15 protein-coding genes, 2 tRNA genes and 1 riboswitch are annotated in these 15,960 nt (G+C 63.5%); of the genes, 8 read left to right on the top strand and 9 right to left on the bottom strand.

Going from position 1 to position 15,960, the window contains the following annotated elements; genetic code table 11:
• Window positions 1-133 precede the first annotated feature (133 nt).
• A tRNA-Ser gene (locus AC50X5_RS06190) sits at window positions 134-223 on the bottom strand.
• A 71-nt stretch (window positions 224-294) separates the two neighbouring features.
• On the opposite strand from AC50X5_RS06190, the gene AC50X5_RS06185 reads away from it, so the two are divergent.
• Both AC50X5_RS06185 and AC50X5_RS06180 read left to right on the top strand, forming a co-directional pair.
• Window positions 295-1,332 (top strand): zinc-dependent alcohol dehydrogenase, encoded by a 1,038-nt coding sequence (locus AC50X5_RS06185; protein WP_494975251.1) that lies wholly within the window; start codon window positions 295-297, stop codon window positions 1,330-1,332.
• A gap of 4 nt (window positions 1,333-1,336) precedes the next feature.
• Window positions 1,337-1,735: a 6-pyruvoyl trahydropterin synthase family protein gene (locus AC50X5_RS06180; RefSeq protein ID WP_494975250.1), complete on the top strand. Its 399-nt coding sequence runs from the start codon at window positions 1,337-1,339 to the stop codon at window positions 1,733-1,735.
• A gap of 193 nt (window positions 1,736-1,928) precedes the next feature.
• Here AC50X5_RS06180 and tadA read toward each other — a convergent pair whose 3' ends face one another.
• The gene (gene tadA / locus AC50X5_RS06175; protein ID WP_494976044.1) at window positions 1,929-2,420 is read right to left on the bottom strand and encodes a tRNA adenosine(34) deaminase TadA; all 492 of its coding nucleotides are present in this window, start codon (window positions 2,418-2,420) and stop codon (window positions 1,929-1,931) included.
• Window positions 2,421-2,515: 95 nt separating this feature from the next.
• Here tadA and AC50X5_RS06170 point away from each other — a divergent pair, with 95 nt between their 5' ends.
• Together AC50X5_RS06170 and upp are read left to right on the top strand one after the other, a co-directional pair.
• Complete coding sequence (locus AC50X5_RS06170; RefSeq protein ID WP_494975249.1) at window positions 2,516-3,328, top strand: phosphatase PAP2 family protein; 813 nt, start codon at window positions 2,516-2,518, stop codon at window positions 3,326-3,328.
• A 33-nt stretch (window positions 3,329-3,361) separates the two neighbouring features.
• Complete coding sequence (upp, locus tag AC50X5_RS06165; protein WP_494975248.1) at window positions 3,362-3,997, top strand: uracil phosphoribosyltransferase; 636 nt, start codon at window positions 3,362-3,364, stop codon at window positions 3,995-3,997.
• A gap of 124 nt (window positions 3,998-4,121) precedes the next feature.
• Here upp and AC50X5_RS06160 read toward each other — a convergent pair whose 3' ends face one another.
• Entirely contained in the window at window positions 4,122-4,961 is an 840-nt protein-coding gene (locus tag AC50X5_RS06160; RefSeq protein ID WP_494975247.1) for an aggregation-promoting factor C-terminal-like domain-containing protein, read from the bottom strand.
• Between the two features lie 4 nt (window positions 4,962-4,965).
• Window positions 4,966-5,144, bottom strand: a riboswitch (cyclic di-AMP (ydaO/yuaA leader).
• 656 nt (window positions 5,145-5,800) lie between these two features.
• On the opposite strand from AC50X5_RS06160, the gene AC50X5_RS06155 reads away from it, so the two are divergent.
• The 3 genes from AC50X5_RS06155 to AC50X5_RS06145 all read left to right on the top strand — a co-directional run bounded on the left by AC50X5_RS06155 (window position 5,801) and on the right by AC50X5_RS06145 (window position 7,724).
• A complete protein-coding gene (locus tag AC50X5_RS06155; protein WP_494975246.1) occupies window positions 5,801-6,652 on the top strand; it encodes a winged helix-turn-helix domain-containing protein in 852 nt (283 codons plus the stop codon).
• Between the two features lie 96 nt (window positions 6,653-6,748).
• A complete protein-coding gene (locus tag AC50X5_RS06150) occupies window positions 6,749-7,276 on the top strand; it encodes a SixA phosphatase family protein (protein WP_494975245.1) in 528 nt (175 codons plus the stop codon).
• 145 nt (window positions 7,277-7,421) lie between these two features.
• Window positions 7,422-7,724, top strand: coding sequence for a DUF4193 domain-containing protein (locus tag AC50X5_RS06145; protein ID WP_494975244.1), 303 nt, complete (start codon window positions 7,422-7,424; stop codon window positions 7,722-7,724).
• 253 nt (window positions 7,725-7,977) lie between these two features.
• Here AC50X5_RS06145 and AC50X5_RS06140 read toward each other — a convergent pair whose 3' ends face one another.
• The 6 genes from AC50X5_RS06140 to AC50X5_RS06115 form a co-directional block, all read right to left on the bottom strand.
• Window positions 7,978-8,541 (bottom strand): hypothetical protein, encoded by a 564-nt coding sequence (locus tag AC50X5_RS06140; protein WP_494975243.1) that lies wholly within the window; start codon window positions 8,539-8,541, stop codon window positions 7,978-7,980.
• Entirely contained in the window at window positions 8,538-9,221 is a 684-nt protein-coding gene (locus AC50X5_RS06135) for a TetR/AcrR family transcriptional regulator (protein WP_494975242.1), read from the bottom strand. The genes AC50X5_RS06140 and AC50X5_RS06135 overlap by 4 nt, the downstream gene beginning before the upstream one ends.
• Complete coding sequence (locus tag AC50X5_RS06130; protein WP_494975241.1) at window positions 9,218-11,254, bottom strand: YhgE/Pip family protein; 2,037 nt, start codon at window positions 11,252-11,254, stop codon at window positions 9,218-9,220. The genes AC50X5_RS06135 and AC50X5_RS06130 overlap by 4 nt, the downstream gene beginning before the upstream one ends.
• On the bottom strand, window positions 11,251-11,946 hold the full coding sequence (locus AC50X5_RS06125) for an ABC transporter ATP-binding protein (RefSeq protein ID WP_494975240.1): 696 nt from the start codon (window positions 11,944-11,946) through the stop codon (window positions 11,251-11,253). Before AC50X5_RS06125 ends, AC50X5_RS06130 begins: the two co-directional genes overlap by 4 nt.
• 128 nt (window positions 11,947-12,074) lie before the next feature.
• Window positions 12,075-13,547 (bottom strand): dihydrolipoyl dehydrogenase family protein, encoded by a 1,473-nt coding sequence (locus AC50X5_RS06120; RefSeq protein ID WP_494975239.1) that lies wholly within the window; start codon window positions 13,545-13,547, stop codon window positions 12,075-12,077.
• Between the two features lie 149 nt (window positions 13,548-13,696).
• Window positions 13,697-13,770: transfer RNA gene (locus AC50X5_RS06115), tRNA-Arg, on the bottom strand.
• A gap of 277 nt (window positions 13,771-14,047) precedes the next feature.
• Here AC50X5_RS06115 and AC50X5_RS06110 point away from each other — a divergent pair.
• The gene (locus AC50X5_RS06110) at window positions 14,048-15,874 is read left to right on the top strand and encodes a phosphoenolpyruvate carboxykinase (GTP) (RefSeq protein WP_494975238.1); all 1,827 of its coding nucleotides are present in this window, start codon (window positions 14,048-14,050) and stop codon (window positions 15,872-15,874) included.
• The last annotated feature ends 86 nt before the right edge of the window (window positions 15,875-15,960 follow it).

The following is a 15,960-nucleotide window of genomic DNA, read 5'->3' as shown; positions in this document are numbered from 1 at the left end:
GCATGTCCACCGTGGCTCGATACAGCAGGACATGAGGAAATCTACTACTGCATGCTTTACCGCTGAAACCCCCTTAGGGCAAAGAAAAAGCCCCGCTTCCCTCATAAACAGAGGGATTCGGGGCCTTTCTCATTGGCGGTGACGGTGGGATTTGAACCCACGTTGGCTTTTACACCAAACAACATTTCGAGTGTTGCACCTTCGGCCGCTCGGACACGTCACCAACCTGACTAGGTTACCGGAGTATGGCCAGCTTCCCCAAAACGGGCGGGCGGCGCTAGATTCGTAAGCAAGATGACTATTCCAGCCCAAACCCGCCAGGCCACCGCTTACTGGACCTTGAGTCCCGAGAACGGCGAGCTCCGCGCCGAAGAACTGCCCGCACCCAAAGACGATGAAGCCATAGTCCGCGCCCTCTATTCCGGCATCAGCAAAGGCACCGAAATGGTGGTCCACCACGGTGCGGTGCCGGACCGGGTTGCGGACAGGATGAGCGCCCCGCGCCAGGAAGGCGATTTTCCCGGACCGGTTAAGTTCGGATACCTGTCCGTTGGCGTCGTGGAGCAGGGCCCATCCGATTGGCTGGGGCAGCGCGTATTCTGCCTGAACCCACACCAGGACCGTTACGTGGTGCCGGTAGATCAACTGACAAGAATTCCCGACGCCGTCCCGTCCCGACGTGCTGTCCTCACCGGCACCGTGGAAACCGCCGTCAACGCCCTGTGGGAGGCCGGCCCGCGGCTGGGTGACAGGATTGCCGTCGTGGGTGCGGGTCTGGTGGGTGGCATGGTGGCCACGCTGCTGCGCACCTTCCCGTTGGCCCGACTGCAACTGGTGGACCTGGACCCCGGGCGCAAGCACCTGGCAGACCAATTGGACGTCGAGTTCGCCACCCCGGAACAGGCTAAAACCGACTGCGACATCGTCATCCACTGCTCGGGTTCCGACGATGGACTGGCCCGCTCCCTCCAGCTGGTGGGCGATGAAGGCGAAGTCATCGAAATGTCCTGGTACGCGGACCGCAGCGTCACCATCCCGCTGGGTGAGGACTTCCACGCGCGCCGGCTCGCCATCCGTGCCAGCCAGGTAGGTGTGGTCGCGCGGGCACGCAGGCACCGCCGCACCACCAGCGACCGCCTCAACCTGGCCGTCAGCCTTCTGGAAGACCCTGTCTTCGACGCCTTCCTCACCGGATCGTCACCGTTCGCCGAGCTCCCGGGCGTGGTCCGCGCGCTGGCCGACGGCAGCCTGCAGGCCCTGTGCCACGTCATCGAATATCCGACTGCCGAAGACCCCGAAACAGTCCAGACCGCCCACCAGAACGCGAGGTAACCCATTGTTCAGCCTGACCGTCCGCCGCCACTTTATGATCGCCCACAGCCTCCCGCGCCTCGTCTTCGGACCCGCTCAGGGCCTGCACGGGGCGACGTTCGTGGCAGAGGTGACCTTCCGCCGTCGTACTTTGACCGAAAACGCGATTGTGCTGGACATCGGCGAAGCCGGGACCATCATTGACGAGGTGCTGGAAGGCCTGAACTACCAGAACCTGGACGAACACCCGGACTTTGCCGGGAAGCTAAGCACCACGGAAGCGCTCGCAGAATATATCGCCCGTAAAGTGGCTGCCACGCTGGAAGACGCCGTGGACGGCCCCGCATTGGCGGGCCTCGACGTCACCCTGCGCGAAAACCCGGACGCCTGGGCCAGCTACAGCATGGACCTTCCGGGGGCCTGACATCGTCGCCCTTCCGCCCTGCGCCTGCTGGTTCCCGGGAATATCCGGCATTCCTCCGGCGGACTTGAGCACGCAATAGGCGGGGAAGAGGACCCGGCACCGCTGGTGGCTGCCCTCAGCCGTTGGCTGACCAATTCGGAGCTGGTGCAGGAGTCGTGTCGGGCGGCGGCGCAGGCAGGCAGGCGGAAAGTAATCAGTCCCGGTGCCCGGCGAAAAAGTCCCGCAGCAGGGCCCCGCATTCGTCCTCGCGCACGCCCGCGTACACTTCCACCCAGTGATTCAGCCTGCGCTCGCGGAGCACGTCAAACACCGAGCCGGCTGCTCCTGCTTTCTCGTCCCAGGCGCCGAACACCACACGCGGAATCCGGGCCAGCACAGTTGCGCCGGCGCACATGGCACAAGGTTCCAGGGTGACCACCAACGTGCAGTCAGCCAGGCGCCACCCGTTACCTCCGCTTGGACCGGACCCGCGCAACCGGGCAGCAGCCTGCCGGATCGCAATCACCTCCGCGTGCGCCGTCGGATCCCCGGATGCCTCCCGTTCATTGCGGCCGGAGCCAAGGATGGTGCCGTCAGGACCCACAACGACGGCGCCGATGGGTACGTCGTCTGTTTCCAGAGCACGGCGGGCTTCCGCCAACGCCAGCTCCATCCAGGCAGAACGCTGCGCCTCGGCCGGGACCATGGCATCAGCCGGATAAGAATTTTCTGCCGCAAGCATGGCTCAATGATAGTTTCGATATTTACCCGGTTGCCGATTGGCCTGAGCCCAGGAGGGGAATGATGGACTCAATAAAGGACCGGCTGCTTACTTGGTACAAACCATATGCGGCCCTCTGGATCACCATGGCGGTGGGCGGCTTCCTGGTGATTGTCCTGGCCCTGGCCGGGGCAGAGGTCTACGAGAGCGTAGTGGATGAGGAAGGACTGGCCTCCCTGGATATCCCCGCGCTCCAGTACGCGCAGAGCCTGCGGACCCCGGAACTGAATGCCGCCATGACGGCCTTTACCAACATCGGCGGCGGGATCGGTATGCCCATCCTCGCGTCCATCCTCACCGCCTGGCTGATGTATCTTGGCCGCAACTGGCGTCCGTTAATCCTGGTGGCCGGCGCCGCCGCCGTATCCACCACGGCCACCACCGTGGGTAAGGGATTGGTAGGCAGGACCCGTCCGGACCATATCGACGCCGTCCCGCCGTTTGAAACCTCCCCCTCGTTTCCCAGCGGGCATACCCTCAACACCACGGTGGTCATCGGGGTGCTGGTCTACGTGATGTGTCTCCAGTTCGATATCCTCTGGGCCAGGATCACCGCCATCACTGCAGGCTCGCTGTTCATCATCGCCATGGGTCTCAGCAGGGTGTACCTGGGCCATCACTGGCTGACCGACGTCGTGGCCGCCTGGCTGCTGGGGCTGGCGTGGCTGGGGATAGTGATTTTGGCACATCGGCTCTTTTATGCCATCGCCCGCCGCGAGCACGTGGGTCCGGTCCCGTCGTTCGACAGGCCTGTAGTACGGGACGTGGTGCAGGAAGAGATGACCTCCAACGCGGAAGACTCCGGCCGGCCCGGCGGACCCACCCGGCAATGAAACTCCGAGTGACCGGATGATAGTTTTGACCTCATGCGCACACTCGTCGTGGACCACCCGCTGGTCGCCCACAAACTCACCGTTCTCCGCGATAAAAACACCCCGTCGCCGGTCTTCCGGCAGCTGACCGAGGAACTGGTGACGCTCCTGGCCTACGAGGCCACACGCGATGTCCGCACCCAGGACGTCACTATTCAGACGCCCGTTGCCACCACCATCGGCACCGCGTTCACAAAGCCCACGCCGCTGGTAGTTCCCATCCTGCGCGCCGGCCTGGGCATGCTCGAAGGCATGACCAAGCTGGTTCCCACTGCGGAGGTCGGTTTCCTGGGCATGGCCCGCGACGAGGAAACCCTGGACATCATCACCTATGCCGAGCGCCTCCCGGAGGACCTCACGGACCGGCAGATCTTCGTGCTGGACCCCATGCTGGCCACCGGTGGGACCCTGCGCGAAGCCATCAAGTTCCTCTTCCGCCGTGGCGCCTCGGACGTCACGTGCATCTGCCTGCTGGCAGCGCCGGAGGGCCTGGCCAAGCTGGAAGAAGAGCTGGCCGACGCCAACGTGACCATTGTGCTTGCGTCCATTGACGAGAAACTCAACGAGAAGGCTTACATTGTTCCCGGTCTGGGCGACGCCGGCGACAGGCTCTACGGCGTAGCGGGCTAAATTCGCCTTGGACAGATGTAAGGGCCGGCCCCAAACGGAGCCGGCCCCTCCCTGCGTCAGACCCCGGGCCAGCCTGTCCACAGGGACCACTGGAAACCGGAACTAGCGTGGCGTAGGAATTTTTTTAGTACCAGTTGTTGGAAAGGTGGAAGTCCAAGGCGCCGCACGGGGACTGGTAGCGCTCCTGGATGTAGTTCAGGCCCCAGTTGATCTGGGTGCGGTAGTTGGTGAGGTAATCAGCACCGGCGCTCGCCATTTTCTCCGCCGGCAGTGACTGGACGATTCCGTACGCGCCGCTGGTGGGGTTGGTGGCAGTAGTGGTCCAGTCCGATTCCTTGGTCCAGAGCGTGGTCAGGCACGGCATCTGGCCGGCGCCCCAGCCGTAGGAACCCAGTTGGCTCAGCGCGTAGGCCTGGGCACCAGCGGGGTCGTTAACGGCAACAGGTTGGGGGGCAACAGCGGGAGCGGGCGCAGCAGCGGGAGCGGGCGCCACGGGTGCTGGCTCCACGGGCGCCGGAGCGGGAGCAGGTTCTGCCGGTGCAGCAGCGGGAGCCGGTTCAACAGGCGTCTCCTGGGAAGGAGCAGGTGCCGGTGCCGGATCCGCTTTCATGGCAGACTGCTCGGCTGCTGCTGACGCAAGCGCCTCGGCGGGAGTGGAGTTTGCCGCCGACTCCGGCAAGACAGCCTGGACGACGGACGCCGGCACCATCGGATTACTGCCCGCTTGACCGGCAGCGGCGGCGCCGATGAGCAGGGCGCAGGACGCCGTTACCACGGCAGCGCGCCGGGCTACACCCAGAACGGCGGTGCGGCGGCTGGGTACCGGGTGCGCCGAGTCAACAACTCGGCTGCGGACAGTGCGGGTGGAACTTGTTGGAATGGCGGTTGATTCAGCGGTGCGGCGTCGGCCATGGGCTTGCTCCGTACCGTTTTTCACGCGCGCGTGATCCTGGTATTCAGTCATGATGATTTAGCCTCTCAACGCCTGCGGAGTTAGCTGTCGGATTCGGATGAGGTCATCCGGCCACGCGGAACAATCACGCGATGGCTTCACCCCTAGGGCGACTCGTGCCCGGGACTGTGGGTTCCCCGCCTCTGCCTGATCATGAGGAATCCGGGTGGCGGCAGAGCTCGGCATTCACCCGGTCATGCAGCCGGAACGGTGGCCACACCCCATCCACGGTACAGGGGATTGCCACCTGAGTCACAATTTGGTAACGGAGATCACGGCAGGCAGCACCCGACTCTCCGCTTGGTTCCGCTCTTTGGACGAGGGGCCGCCCGGCCCTCACGACGCTGCTTCCTGAATCGCTGGACTTTTGGGGAACTTTTACGTGCAAGTTAATCCAGTCAATTGAGAACTGAATAAAAAACGAATTAAAGCGTGCATATCGTCGTAAAATTCGCTGGAATAGGAGTTTCAGTCCTCGTTAGCCCAAAAGTGCGGGCAGTCAAGACCCCTCAGCGAATCGTGATGTGCACCACAAAGAACGGAATCGTCTCACTATGCGGACTAAAGCGTCCATTGTTACTTGCAAGTTCTTATTGTTACGTTGCACACTTCATTTGTGAACAAGAACTCAACAGCACCTGCAACTGCAGATTACTGGCCCAGCACACCTGCTGCTGCCGACATGCGCTGTTGTCGAATGCACGCCTAACTGTCAAACCCCAGAGAGTTTTTAGGCATTCGTCCCCAACAAGCCCAGTGCCGGGCAACCTCCCCAGAATGTGTTCCAACAGCTCTGGGGAACTCAGCATTCGTGCCGCGATAACGGCCATTCACATTGAGGTAAGCATTCCATGTCAGTTGCATCCGGATACGTCCACATCTCAGTCCGCAACGCCAACAAGCCGGCCCAGCCGGCCGGCCTCCGGCAGGGCTACGCCCCCGGATCGGGCAGCGGTTTTCCCTCCGCCTCCAGCTACGCGCCGCAGGGTTACAACCCCAACTCCTATGGTCAGCTCCGGGCCGTGCCTGCCGCGGAAGCGACGCCCATGACCGCCCCCACCCCCGTCATTGCCGGTCCCGGCAGCGGTGTCCGCCCGGTCGCCAACGACACTGTTGCCCGTGGATTCGTCCTCTACATGGGCATTGACGAGGAGACTGCAGCGGCCGCAGGTACCTCAATTGCCAAGTTGGCGCAGGAAATCCGGGCCTACGCCCAGTCGCTCGTTACAGGTGCCGAGAGCTATGCCGCCGTGGCAATCGCTCCCGCCAACGCACCCGGCTCAGCGCTCGACGTCGTACGTTCCACCTTCGGCGACCCCACAGTGAATGCCAGGCAGCGCACCGACAATACCCGGTTGCAGCAGGCGCAGGAGCCGCGTCCCTCCGGTGTCCTGATTGATCTGGCCCGCCGCGAAGTGCACCTCGATGGCGAATCGCTGAACCTGACGTTCAAGGAATTCGAACTGCTCAATTACCTCGTCGAGAACGGCACCCGGACGGTCGGCCGCGATGAACTCCTTGAGGGCCTGTGGCGCAACGCGGATGAGGTCCCCAACGAGCGCACCATCGACGTCCACATCCGCCGCCTGCGCTCCAAGCTGGGCCGCCTCGCCAATACGGTCCGCACCGTCCGTGGCCAGGGCTACCGGTTCTACGAGCACCCCGAGGTCGTCGTTTGGGCAGCACCGGAGTACTCCATCTAGCTTTTGCTGCACCGAAAGCGCCTGTCCCACCGTGGGATGGGCGCTTTCGCTTTACGCTCCCGGTTACCGTGCGGACAGCGAGGATAGGGTGGGGGCATGAGTGAGCATCACATTCGGCGGCTGATTATCATGCGCCATTCCAAGGCAGACTGGCCTGGCGGTGTGGATGACCACGACCGTCCCTTAGAGGAACGCGGCCACCTGGAGGCACCGCTGGCGGGCCGTTGGCTGGTGGATCAGGGCGTAGTTCCCGACTTCATTCTTTGCTCCAGCGCGCTGCGCACCCGGCAAACCTGTACCTGGGTGTGCTCGGAACTGGGCGACAAAGCGCCAACGCCCAAGCTGGAAAGCGGTCTCTATGCCGCGCAGGCGTCGCGCATGCTGACGGTGATCAACCATGTACCGGATACCGTGACCACGCTGATGGTCATTGCGCACCTGCCTGGCGTGCAGGATCTTGCCGTGCATCTGGCCTCGCGCGATTCGGACCAGGATGCCTATATGGATGCGGCCACAAAATATCCCACCAGCGCGCTGACGGTGATGGAAACTGAGAAGCCCTGGGCCGAACTGGATGGCCAGGACGCCCGGTTGGTCAGCTTCGCGGTGCCGAGGGCCAGGTAGTCCTTTCCCGCGGCTGGATCGCCCTGGATGCCTGAGCGCACAAAGAGTGTTCAGTGGCATCTACTTTTCCCCTTGACCACCTGTAAGATAAGCATGCTTACTATAGACCTTGGGGGAGGCATCCAAGGGAGGAGAGTGACTGGCAATGGCCACGGATTACGACGAACCGCGCAAGTCTGAATCGGATCCGGCTCCGGAATCGCTGGAGGAGCTGCGCACAGCCCAAAGTGCAGTCCGCTCAGCCGGTGTCGATGTGGACGAACCCGATACCGCCGAAGGCATCGAGCTTCCCGGGGCGGACCTGTCCACCCTGGAATTGACGGTGGAAGTAGTGCCACCGAAGAAGGACGAATTTGTCTGCTCATCCTGCTTCCTGGTCCATCATCAGTCCCAGCTTGCGCGCGAGAAGGACGGAATGGCGTTCTGCCTCGAATGCGAAGGGGACTGAGCCGAAGGCTTAGCCCGATCCCCTCAGTTCGGGAGGTAGCCGGGACAGACCACCTTATCGACCGGACGGCCAGTTTCTCGGGCTCTCGTCTGCCGGGCAGCAGGCCGGCCGTGTCCGGCTCACGTCCCCGGCCCGGCAGGGACTCTGCGGGCGGGCTGCCGGTCGCCCATGGTGCCGCGCCCAAAGTCAGTCCCGTCCCGCCCAACCAGGTAGCGCTATCTGTCGTTATGAGCGCCCATAACGACAGTTGACGCTACCTAGTTGGGGAGGAGGCGGGCTTTCTGGTGGCCGGCTTCTTTGCTGCCGTGCTCCTGGGGGCCGGCTTTTTCGGGGTGGGCTTTTTGGGCGCCGACCTGTTCGGGGCGGGTCTGCGGGCTGCCGGTTTCCGTGCCGGCTTCCGCCGTGGGCTTCGCGGCGGCACCGTTGCCCGCGAAGGCCAGACCGCGGACACAAAAAGGAAGGCAAGGGTCAGGAGCCCGGTGACCACGGCCAGGAAGAAATAGATGTCCGAATCCCGGCTGGCCACGGCCGTGCCCAAGGCAGCGGCGTCTTTGTTGAAGGCGAGCCCCCACATACGCAGGAAGGCTATCGAAAAAGCGATGGCCATCCCGCTCCCAGCAGCTCCCAACACCATGGCCAGGTGCCGGCCCCGCGTGAGAACGGCCCAGACCGACGCGATGTAAGCCACAGCCACCGCAGCCGATAAGGCGAACAACACGGGCTCGTCCAGGGTAAAGACGGTCATTACCATCAACCCCACGGCGGCCAGCGCCGCCGCGATGGCAATTTTTCCACTGCTGCCCATGGCCTTCATCATTCCTGAGTGGACGGCTGCTTCTGCACGTAGCCGCGCATAATCGTCATAATTGCGGCAACACTTTGGTCACGGCTGCGCTCCGGATTGTAGGTCTGCCGGTCCAGGCCCACCACAAAGCATGCGCCGAAAATCGCCGTTTCCAGGCTGCCGCGGGAAATCGTAGTGTCCACGGGATAGACGACGGCGACCCTCCCTATCGCCGTACCGATCACCTCCAGCAGCTCACCCCGGAGAACAGCAAAGGTGTCCTGCCATTCGCTGGGCGTCCGCCAGTTCTCACTGACCCAGAGCCGGGCGAAGGAGGGATACTCGTCCATAAAGTCCATGGCCTGGCCGATCATGGCCTCCATAGCCAGCAGCGGATCAGCAGGTTTGCGGGCCTCGGACTCAGCGCCGGCACCGCCGTCGTCGCCTTCGAGCAAGCGGGCTTTCAGGATGTCCACACCATGCCGCAGCAGCTGGGCTATCAGGTCCGATTTGCTGCCGAAGTTGTAGTACACCGTTCCCTTGGAAACTCCGGCCGCGGCAGCAATCTCGTCCACCGTAACTCCGGCTGCGCCCCGCCGGCCGATCAGTTCCATCGACGCCTCGAAGAGCCGCTGCTTCGTGGCGTTGGTCCGTTCGGGACGGAGTTTCCGGCCGGGAAGTTGCTCCCCGGGCAGGGCTGGTTCGTTGCTCATACGGCGATCTCCGGTTTCAGGGCCTTCAGCGTCCAGAATTTGTGCTTCCTGACGGCCAACGTGGACATTGTGGCGCCGAGCAGAGTGTAGCCCAGCAGGCCAAGGAGGGTGGGCACAATCATGGACAGGTCCGCGCCATAAATCAGGTGCCGCATACCGGTGACCACGTATCCCATGGGCAGGACGTCGTGCACCAGGTGAAGGGGCGTGGGCGTGGTCTGCCAGGGGAAGGTACCGCCGGAGGAGACCAGCTGCAGCACCAGCAGGATGAGGACCACCAGCTTTCCGGGAGAGCCCAGCAAGGCAACCACGCCCTGGATGATCGCGCTGAAGGCCATGGCCGCGGCGAGCATGAACAACCACATCAGCAAGGGGTGCGCCGGGTTGAGTCCCAGGGCCAGGTCCACCACGAGGGTGAGGAGGGTGGCCTGCACCACGGAGACTGCAAGGAACGGAAGCCAACCTCCGACGGCGATTTTCCAGGCGGGGGCGTTCGACGCCAGGGCCCGCTGGGTGATGGGACGCATGGCCTGTACCAGCATAAAGATGCCGATCCACAGCGCCAGAGTCAGGAAGAACGGGGCCAGCCCGGCGCCGTAGGAGTTCGCTTTGGCCTGGGAAACGTTGCTGACTGAAACCGGGTCAGCAATCACCTTGGACACACTGGCTTTTTGCGCGCCATCGGGGTTGGGCACCTGGCCGACGCCCTTGGCGATTTCATCCGCGAGCGTCCTCGACCCTTCAGCAGCGGTTCCGGCGCCCGCCTCGAGTTGGCCTGCACCGGCGTCGAGCTTCACGGTACCATCGCTGAGCCTGGCCGCGCCGTCCAGCGCCGATTGCTGCCCGGCGGCAAGGGTAGCGGCACCGGTATCTAACTGGTCTGCGCCGCCGGAGGCCTGGACTATGGCATCTCTCAGTGCGGGAGTGGAAGCAGCGAGTTGGGCTGCCCCGGCGCTGACCGCGGCTGAACCGTCCGCGAGCTGCTGGATTTGAGCGGCATCGGCCTGGATTGTGGCTTTCGCCCCGGTGACAGGACCGGCAGCGGCTGCCGCGTCAAATTCGGCCAGGATGGCATCCGCCTGCTCCCGGGTGACGACCTTTGATTCCACCAGCTGGTTGTTCGATTCGATGAGACGGGCCCGGAGTCCTTGGTCCGCTGTCTCCAGTTGGGCCACCACGTCCTGCACCTTGGTGTTCAGCTGCTCGTTTCCGGCGGCGACCCGGGCCGCACCCTCTGCCAGTGCCCGCGAACTTTCCGGAAGTGAGGCAGTCTTGTCCTTCAGTAAGGCGAGTCCACTGCTTAGCTGGTGTGCACCGTCACTGAGTTGGGTGGCGCCGTCGAGCAATTTCTGCTCGCCTGCGTAAAGTGCATCCGCGCCGCCGCTGAGTTCCGTGGTGCCCTGGTGCAGGGTGACGGTTCCGTCGCGGAGGGCAGCCACACCGTCGGCAAGTTGCCCGGCGCCGTCCCCGGCCTTGACCATCTGGGTGTGGATGGTGCCGAATCCGGTGAGCAGCTGGTTGGCGGTCTCCTCACCCACATCCTTGGCCACTGTGTTGTGCACGGCGGTGGTCAGTTTGTCCACGATGGTGCTGAGCAGGTAGTTGTTGGCGTCATTGGTGGTGACGTTTAGCATGGCCTGGCTGGCAGAATCGAAACTGGCAGGGGAGGCCAGGTTGGCAGAAAAGTCCGCAGGGATCTTCAGGGCAAAGGCATACTTGCCGCTGCTGACGCCCTGATCGGCCTCCTCTGTGGTGGAAACCGACTTCCAATTGAAGAGGTGGGCTTCCAGGAGGCTCTCGGCAACCTTGTCGCCAGCGCGCAGTTCAGTGCCGTCGCCGGAAGTGGCGCCGGAATCCTCAACCACCAGGGCGGCATCGATCTGGTCCAAATTGCCGTACGGATCCCAGTTCGCATACAAATACACGGCACCATACAGCAGCGGCACCATGGTCAGCGCCAGGATGGTCAGCTTGGGCAGGAGCCCGCCGGTCATCCGCTTCAGTTCGGAGCGGGCCAGCCGCAGCACAGTCATTCTGCGTCCTCGGTTTCGGTCTCGGTCTCGGGTTCCGGTCGGTCCGGTTTCACTTCGGACTCAGGTTCCACGGCCGCGTTGCCGATCACCGCCGACGCCCCGTCCCACGATTCCGGGAGGGCAGCGACAGTAACAACGACGGCAAGTGGCCGGCCGCCGTCGTCAGCCAACTGCCGGAGCCGCGGCAGCCAGTCCGAAGCCTCGGCAGTGTGCCGGTCCGGGGAGTCCACCACCAGGAGATCGGTGTGCGGGTTGGCTAATGCCAGGGCGGTGAGGAGTTCCAGCCGCCGGGACGGCGGCAGCTGCTCGGTCCAGAGGTCCGCGATGTCCTCGAAGCTGTTCACTTTCAGCCAGGGCTTGCTGAGCAACGCTCCGCGGTATCGTCGCGGGATCAGGGCAAGGTCCTCAGTGACAAGGTCACGGACGCTCAAGTGCTGCTCGGGCTCATTTACGCCGGGCGAGTCCACCAGGGCGCTGGCAAGGCGCAGATGCTTGATGCGTCCGCTGCCGTCCCAGCTGGCCGTACCGCTGCTGGGCTTCATGCGTCCGCTCAGGGTGAGGGCCAGTGCGGTCCGCTGGTCCTGCCGGTTGCCGGATACCAGGAGAAGTTCACCGCGTTTTGCCTGGAGCGAGGTTGCCGGAAGCAAAGGATCCCGCCGGCCTTTCACCTGAAGCTGGTGTACGGAGAGCAAGAAAAGCCTTTCGCAGAGAATGTCTGCACCAAATCTAAACTAAACTGACTAGTCAGTTCAAATAGCCCTTGAGGACGTTCCGGCAGTCCGGCCGTGCAGCGCCTGCCGCGAGCAGCCGGATCCGGCAGTCAGAGGCCGTATTTCTCCAGCAGCCGCAGCCACACCTCGCTGATAGTGGGATAGGACGGCACCGCATGCCATAACCGGTCCAGCGGAACCTCACCCACCACCGCGATCGTTGCCGCATGCAACAACTCCGCCACATCCGGGCCGGCGAAGGTGGCTCCAAGAAGAACTTTCCGGTCCTCGTCAATCACCAGCTGTGCCCAGCCTTCATAGTTGTCCGCGTGCAGGGAGGAGCCAGCGACGGCGATAGGCAGTTCCACGGAGGAAACGTTGTACCCGTCTGAGCTGGCCTGTTCCTTGTTCCTCCCCACACTCGCAAGTTCAGGGTCCGTGAACACGATTTGCGGAACGGCGTGCTGGTTGGCTGTCTGCGCGTGCTTGCTCCAAGCGGCCGGTTCGCCGGTGAGTTTGCCCTGGGCCCTGGCCACAATTGCATCGCCGGTTGCGCGGGCTTCATATTTGCCCTGATGGGTCAACAGCACCTTGCCCGCGGCGTCGCCGATGGCGTAGAGCCACGGCTGCCCGGAGCCTTCACCGTCCTCGACCGCGACTCCCTGGACTGCTCCGGAACTGTCAGTCTCCAGCGTCAGGTGCCTGCCGTCGTCGGAGGAAAATCCGAGGTTCTCCAGCCCCAAGCCCTCGAGTGCGGGGTGGCGGCCGGTAGAGACCAACAGTTTGTCTGCCGTGACCTTGGTGCCGCCTGCCAGCGTGAGGGTGAAGCTGCCGTCGTGGTTCTGCTCCACGTGTTCGGTGTTGGTGTGGAGCCGCAGTTCCACGCCGTCGGCCTGCAGGCCGGCCGCCACCAGTTTGGCTGCCTCTTCCGGGTAGGAACCGAGCAAAGCACCCCGGGCTACCAGCGTCACATCCGCGCCAAGCCTCGCGTACGCCTGCGCAAGCTCCGTCCCGGACACTCCACCACCCAGTACTGCCAGGCTTCGGGGGATCGCCTTCGCTGACGTGGCTTCCCGCGTACCCCAGACTTCCAGCCCCTCGAGGCCTTCGATAGGTGGCAGGGTGGGGTGGGACCCTGTGGCCAGTACGACGGCATGGCGTGCTTGCAGGTGCCGGGTCGTACCGTCCAGTCCGGTCACTTCTACGTGCTGCGGCGATCTGATCCAGGCATGGCCCCGCAAGAGGTCTATACCGGTGTCCTCCACCCATTGGACCTGGCCCTCGTCCTGCCAGTTGGACGTGAACTCATCCCGACGCTTAAGAACGGCGGCGGCGTCCAGGGCTCCGGTCACGGCTTGCTCTGCACCCGGCACGGTCTGTGCACCGTGCAGGGCCGAGCCCGGGCGAAGCAGGGCCTTGGACGGCATGCAGGCCCAGTAGGAACACTCCCCGCCCACCAGTTCGGCCTCTACAAGGACGGCGGACAGGCCACCCTTGACTACCCGCTCCGCGGCGTTTTCACCCACGGCGCCGGCGCCGATAACAATGACATCAACTTCGCGTTCAATGGCCTCAGGCGTCATGGGCAACAGCCTAGCCCGGCTATTACGGGGTTGGTCCTACGATCGGCCTTAGGGCGAGCCGCCCGGTCGGGTGGACTGGTATCCGCAGCGAATTCTTAGTTGGGCAACAAAAAAAGCCCACACCAACCGGTGTGGGCTTTCTTGATCCGTGCGCCCAAAGGGATTCGAACCCCTGACCTTCTGTTCCGTAGACAGACGCTCTATCCAGCTGAGCTATGGGCGCATCTTCGATTCGTTGTGGAGCGTGTACTCCCCGCCGAACCTCGAATAACTTTACGCGAGGTGGGCCTATGTTCCAAATCAAGAGCCCTGTAATCTGCGCGACTAGACCGGTCTATGTGACCTTGGTCACTAAATTGGCGGCTTTTTGTCAGGATTTTCCTGATTTTACGCGGATTTGGCTTCCGAGGCGCGGTGGGCCCAAGCTTGGGCCTCAAATCCGGAAACCAGCAGGCCCATAGCATTTAGGCACACCGATGACCCCGAGGAAGGGAACCGCAATGGGCGATCTGGCGCGAATGCCGCTGCTTGAAGAAGCACCAACCACCCACCCTGGGCTGCTTGCCTGGGTTGAGGAGGTTGCCGCTCTCACGCGGCCGGACCGTATCCACTGGGTAGATGGGTCCCAAGAGGAAATTGCGCAGCTCAACGAGGAGCTTGTTGCTGGCGGCACCCTGAAGCCCCTGAACCCGGAGCTCTTCCCCAATTCGTTCGCCGCCTTCTCCGATCCTGCCGATGTGGCCCGTGTCGAGGAGCAAACCTTCATCTGCTCGGAGAACAAGCGTGATGCCGGGTTCACCAACAACTGGATGGCTCCTGCGGAAATGAAGGAGAAGCTCGCGGGCCTCTTCTCTGGCTCCATGCGCGGCCGCACCATGTACGTCATCCCGTTCGTCATGGGCCACCTGGACGCCGAAGACCCGAAGTTCGGCGTCGAGATCACCGACTCCGCCTACGTTGTTGCTTCGATGCGCATTATGGCACGCATCGGCACCGATGTGCTGAACAAGATCACCGAGACGAACGCTTTCTTTGTCCCCGCACTCCACTCCGTCGGTGCGCCACTGGAGCCCGGCCAGGCCGATGTGGCCTGGCCCTGCAACCCGGACAAGTGGATTGTGCATTTCCCGGAAGAGCGTTCCATCTGGTCTTTCGGCTCCGGCTACGGCGGAAATGCCCTGCTGGGCAAGAAGTGCTACGCCCTCCGGATCGCGTCCGTGATGGCCCGCGACGAAGGCTGGCTGGCCGAGCACATGCTCATCCTGAAGCTCACCTCGCCCGAGCAGAAGACCTACTACATCTCGGCTGCTTTCCCGTCCGCCTGCGGCAAGACCAACCTCGCGCTGCTCGATCCCACCATTGACGGCTGGAAAGTGGAGACCCTGGGTGACGACATCACCTGGATGCGCTTCGGCAAGGAAGGCGAGCTCCGCGCCGTCAACCCCGAGGCCGGCCTCTTCGGCGTAGCTCCGGGTACCGGCTGGGGCACCAACCCCAACGCCATGCGCGCTATCGCCAAGGGCAACAGCATCTTCACCAATGTTGCCCTGACTGACGACGGCGGCGTGTGGTGGGAGGGTATGACCGAGGAAGTGCCCGCTCACCTGACCGACTGGAAGGGCAACTCCTGGACGCCGGATTCGGACCAGCCTGCCGCGCACCCGAACTCCCGGTTCTGCACGCCGATCGACCAGATCGACATGCTCGCAGAGGAATACAACAACCCCGACGGTGTTGAGCTCTCCGCCATCCTGTTCGGCGGCCGCAGGAAGACCACGATTCCCTTGGTCACTGAGGCCCGCAGCTGGTCCAACGGCATCTTCATGGGAGCGACCCTGTCCTCCGAGACCACCGCTGCCGCCGCAGGCGCAGTAGGTGTGGTGCGCCGCGATCCCATGGCCATGCTGCCGTTCATCGGCTACGACGCCGGTGATTACCTGAATCATTGGGTGAACCTGTCCGCGAAGGGCAGCCCGGACCGGCTGCCGAAGATTTTCCTGGTCAACTGGTTCCGCCGCAACTCCGACGGCGGCTTCGCCTGGCCCGGCTTCGGCGACAACTCGCGCGTCCTGAAGTGGGCCATCGAGCGCCTTGAGGGTAAGGCTGACGCCGTCGAAACCCCGATCGGCTACGTGCCTACCGGGGACGCGATCGATCTGACCGGACTGGACATGACCCCGGCGCAGGTTGAGGAAGCCGTCCGGGTCGACCCGGATGAGTGGGCCACGGAACTGGCCTCGATCGAGGAATGGTTCGCCAACTTTGGCGAGTCCCTCCCCGGCGCCCTGCAGGCCGAGCTGACCGGGCTGAAATCCCGACTGTCCTGATTCCACCCGGGACAAAAGAAAATACGACGGCGGGACCGCCCCCTCTTCCCCAAAGGGGGGGGGGGGCGGTGTTGGGTGTGGTTTTT

The organism is Pseudarthrobacter sp. MDT1-40-2 (genome assembly GCF_059383595.1).
Note: the sequence above shows the minus strand (reverse complement) of the source record. Positions and strands in the feature narration are given on the sequence as shown.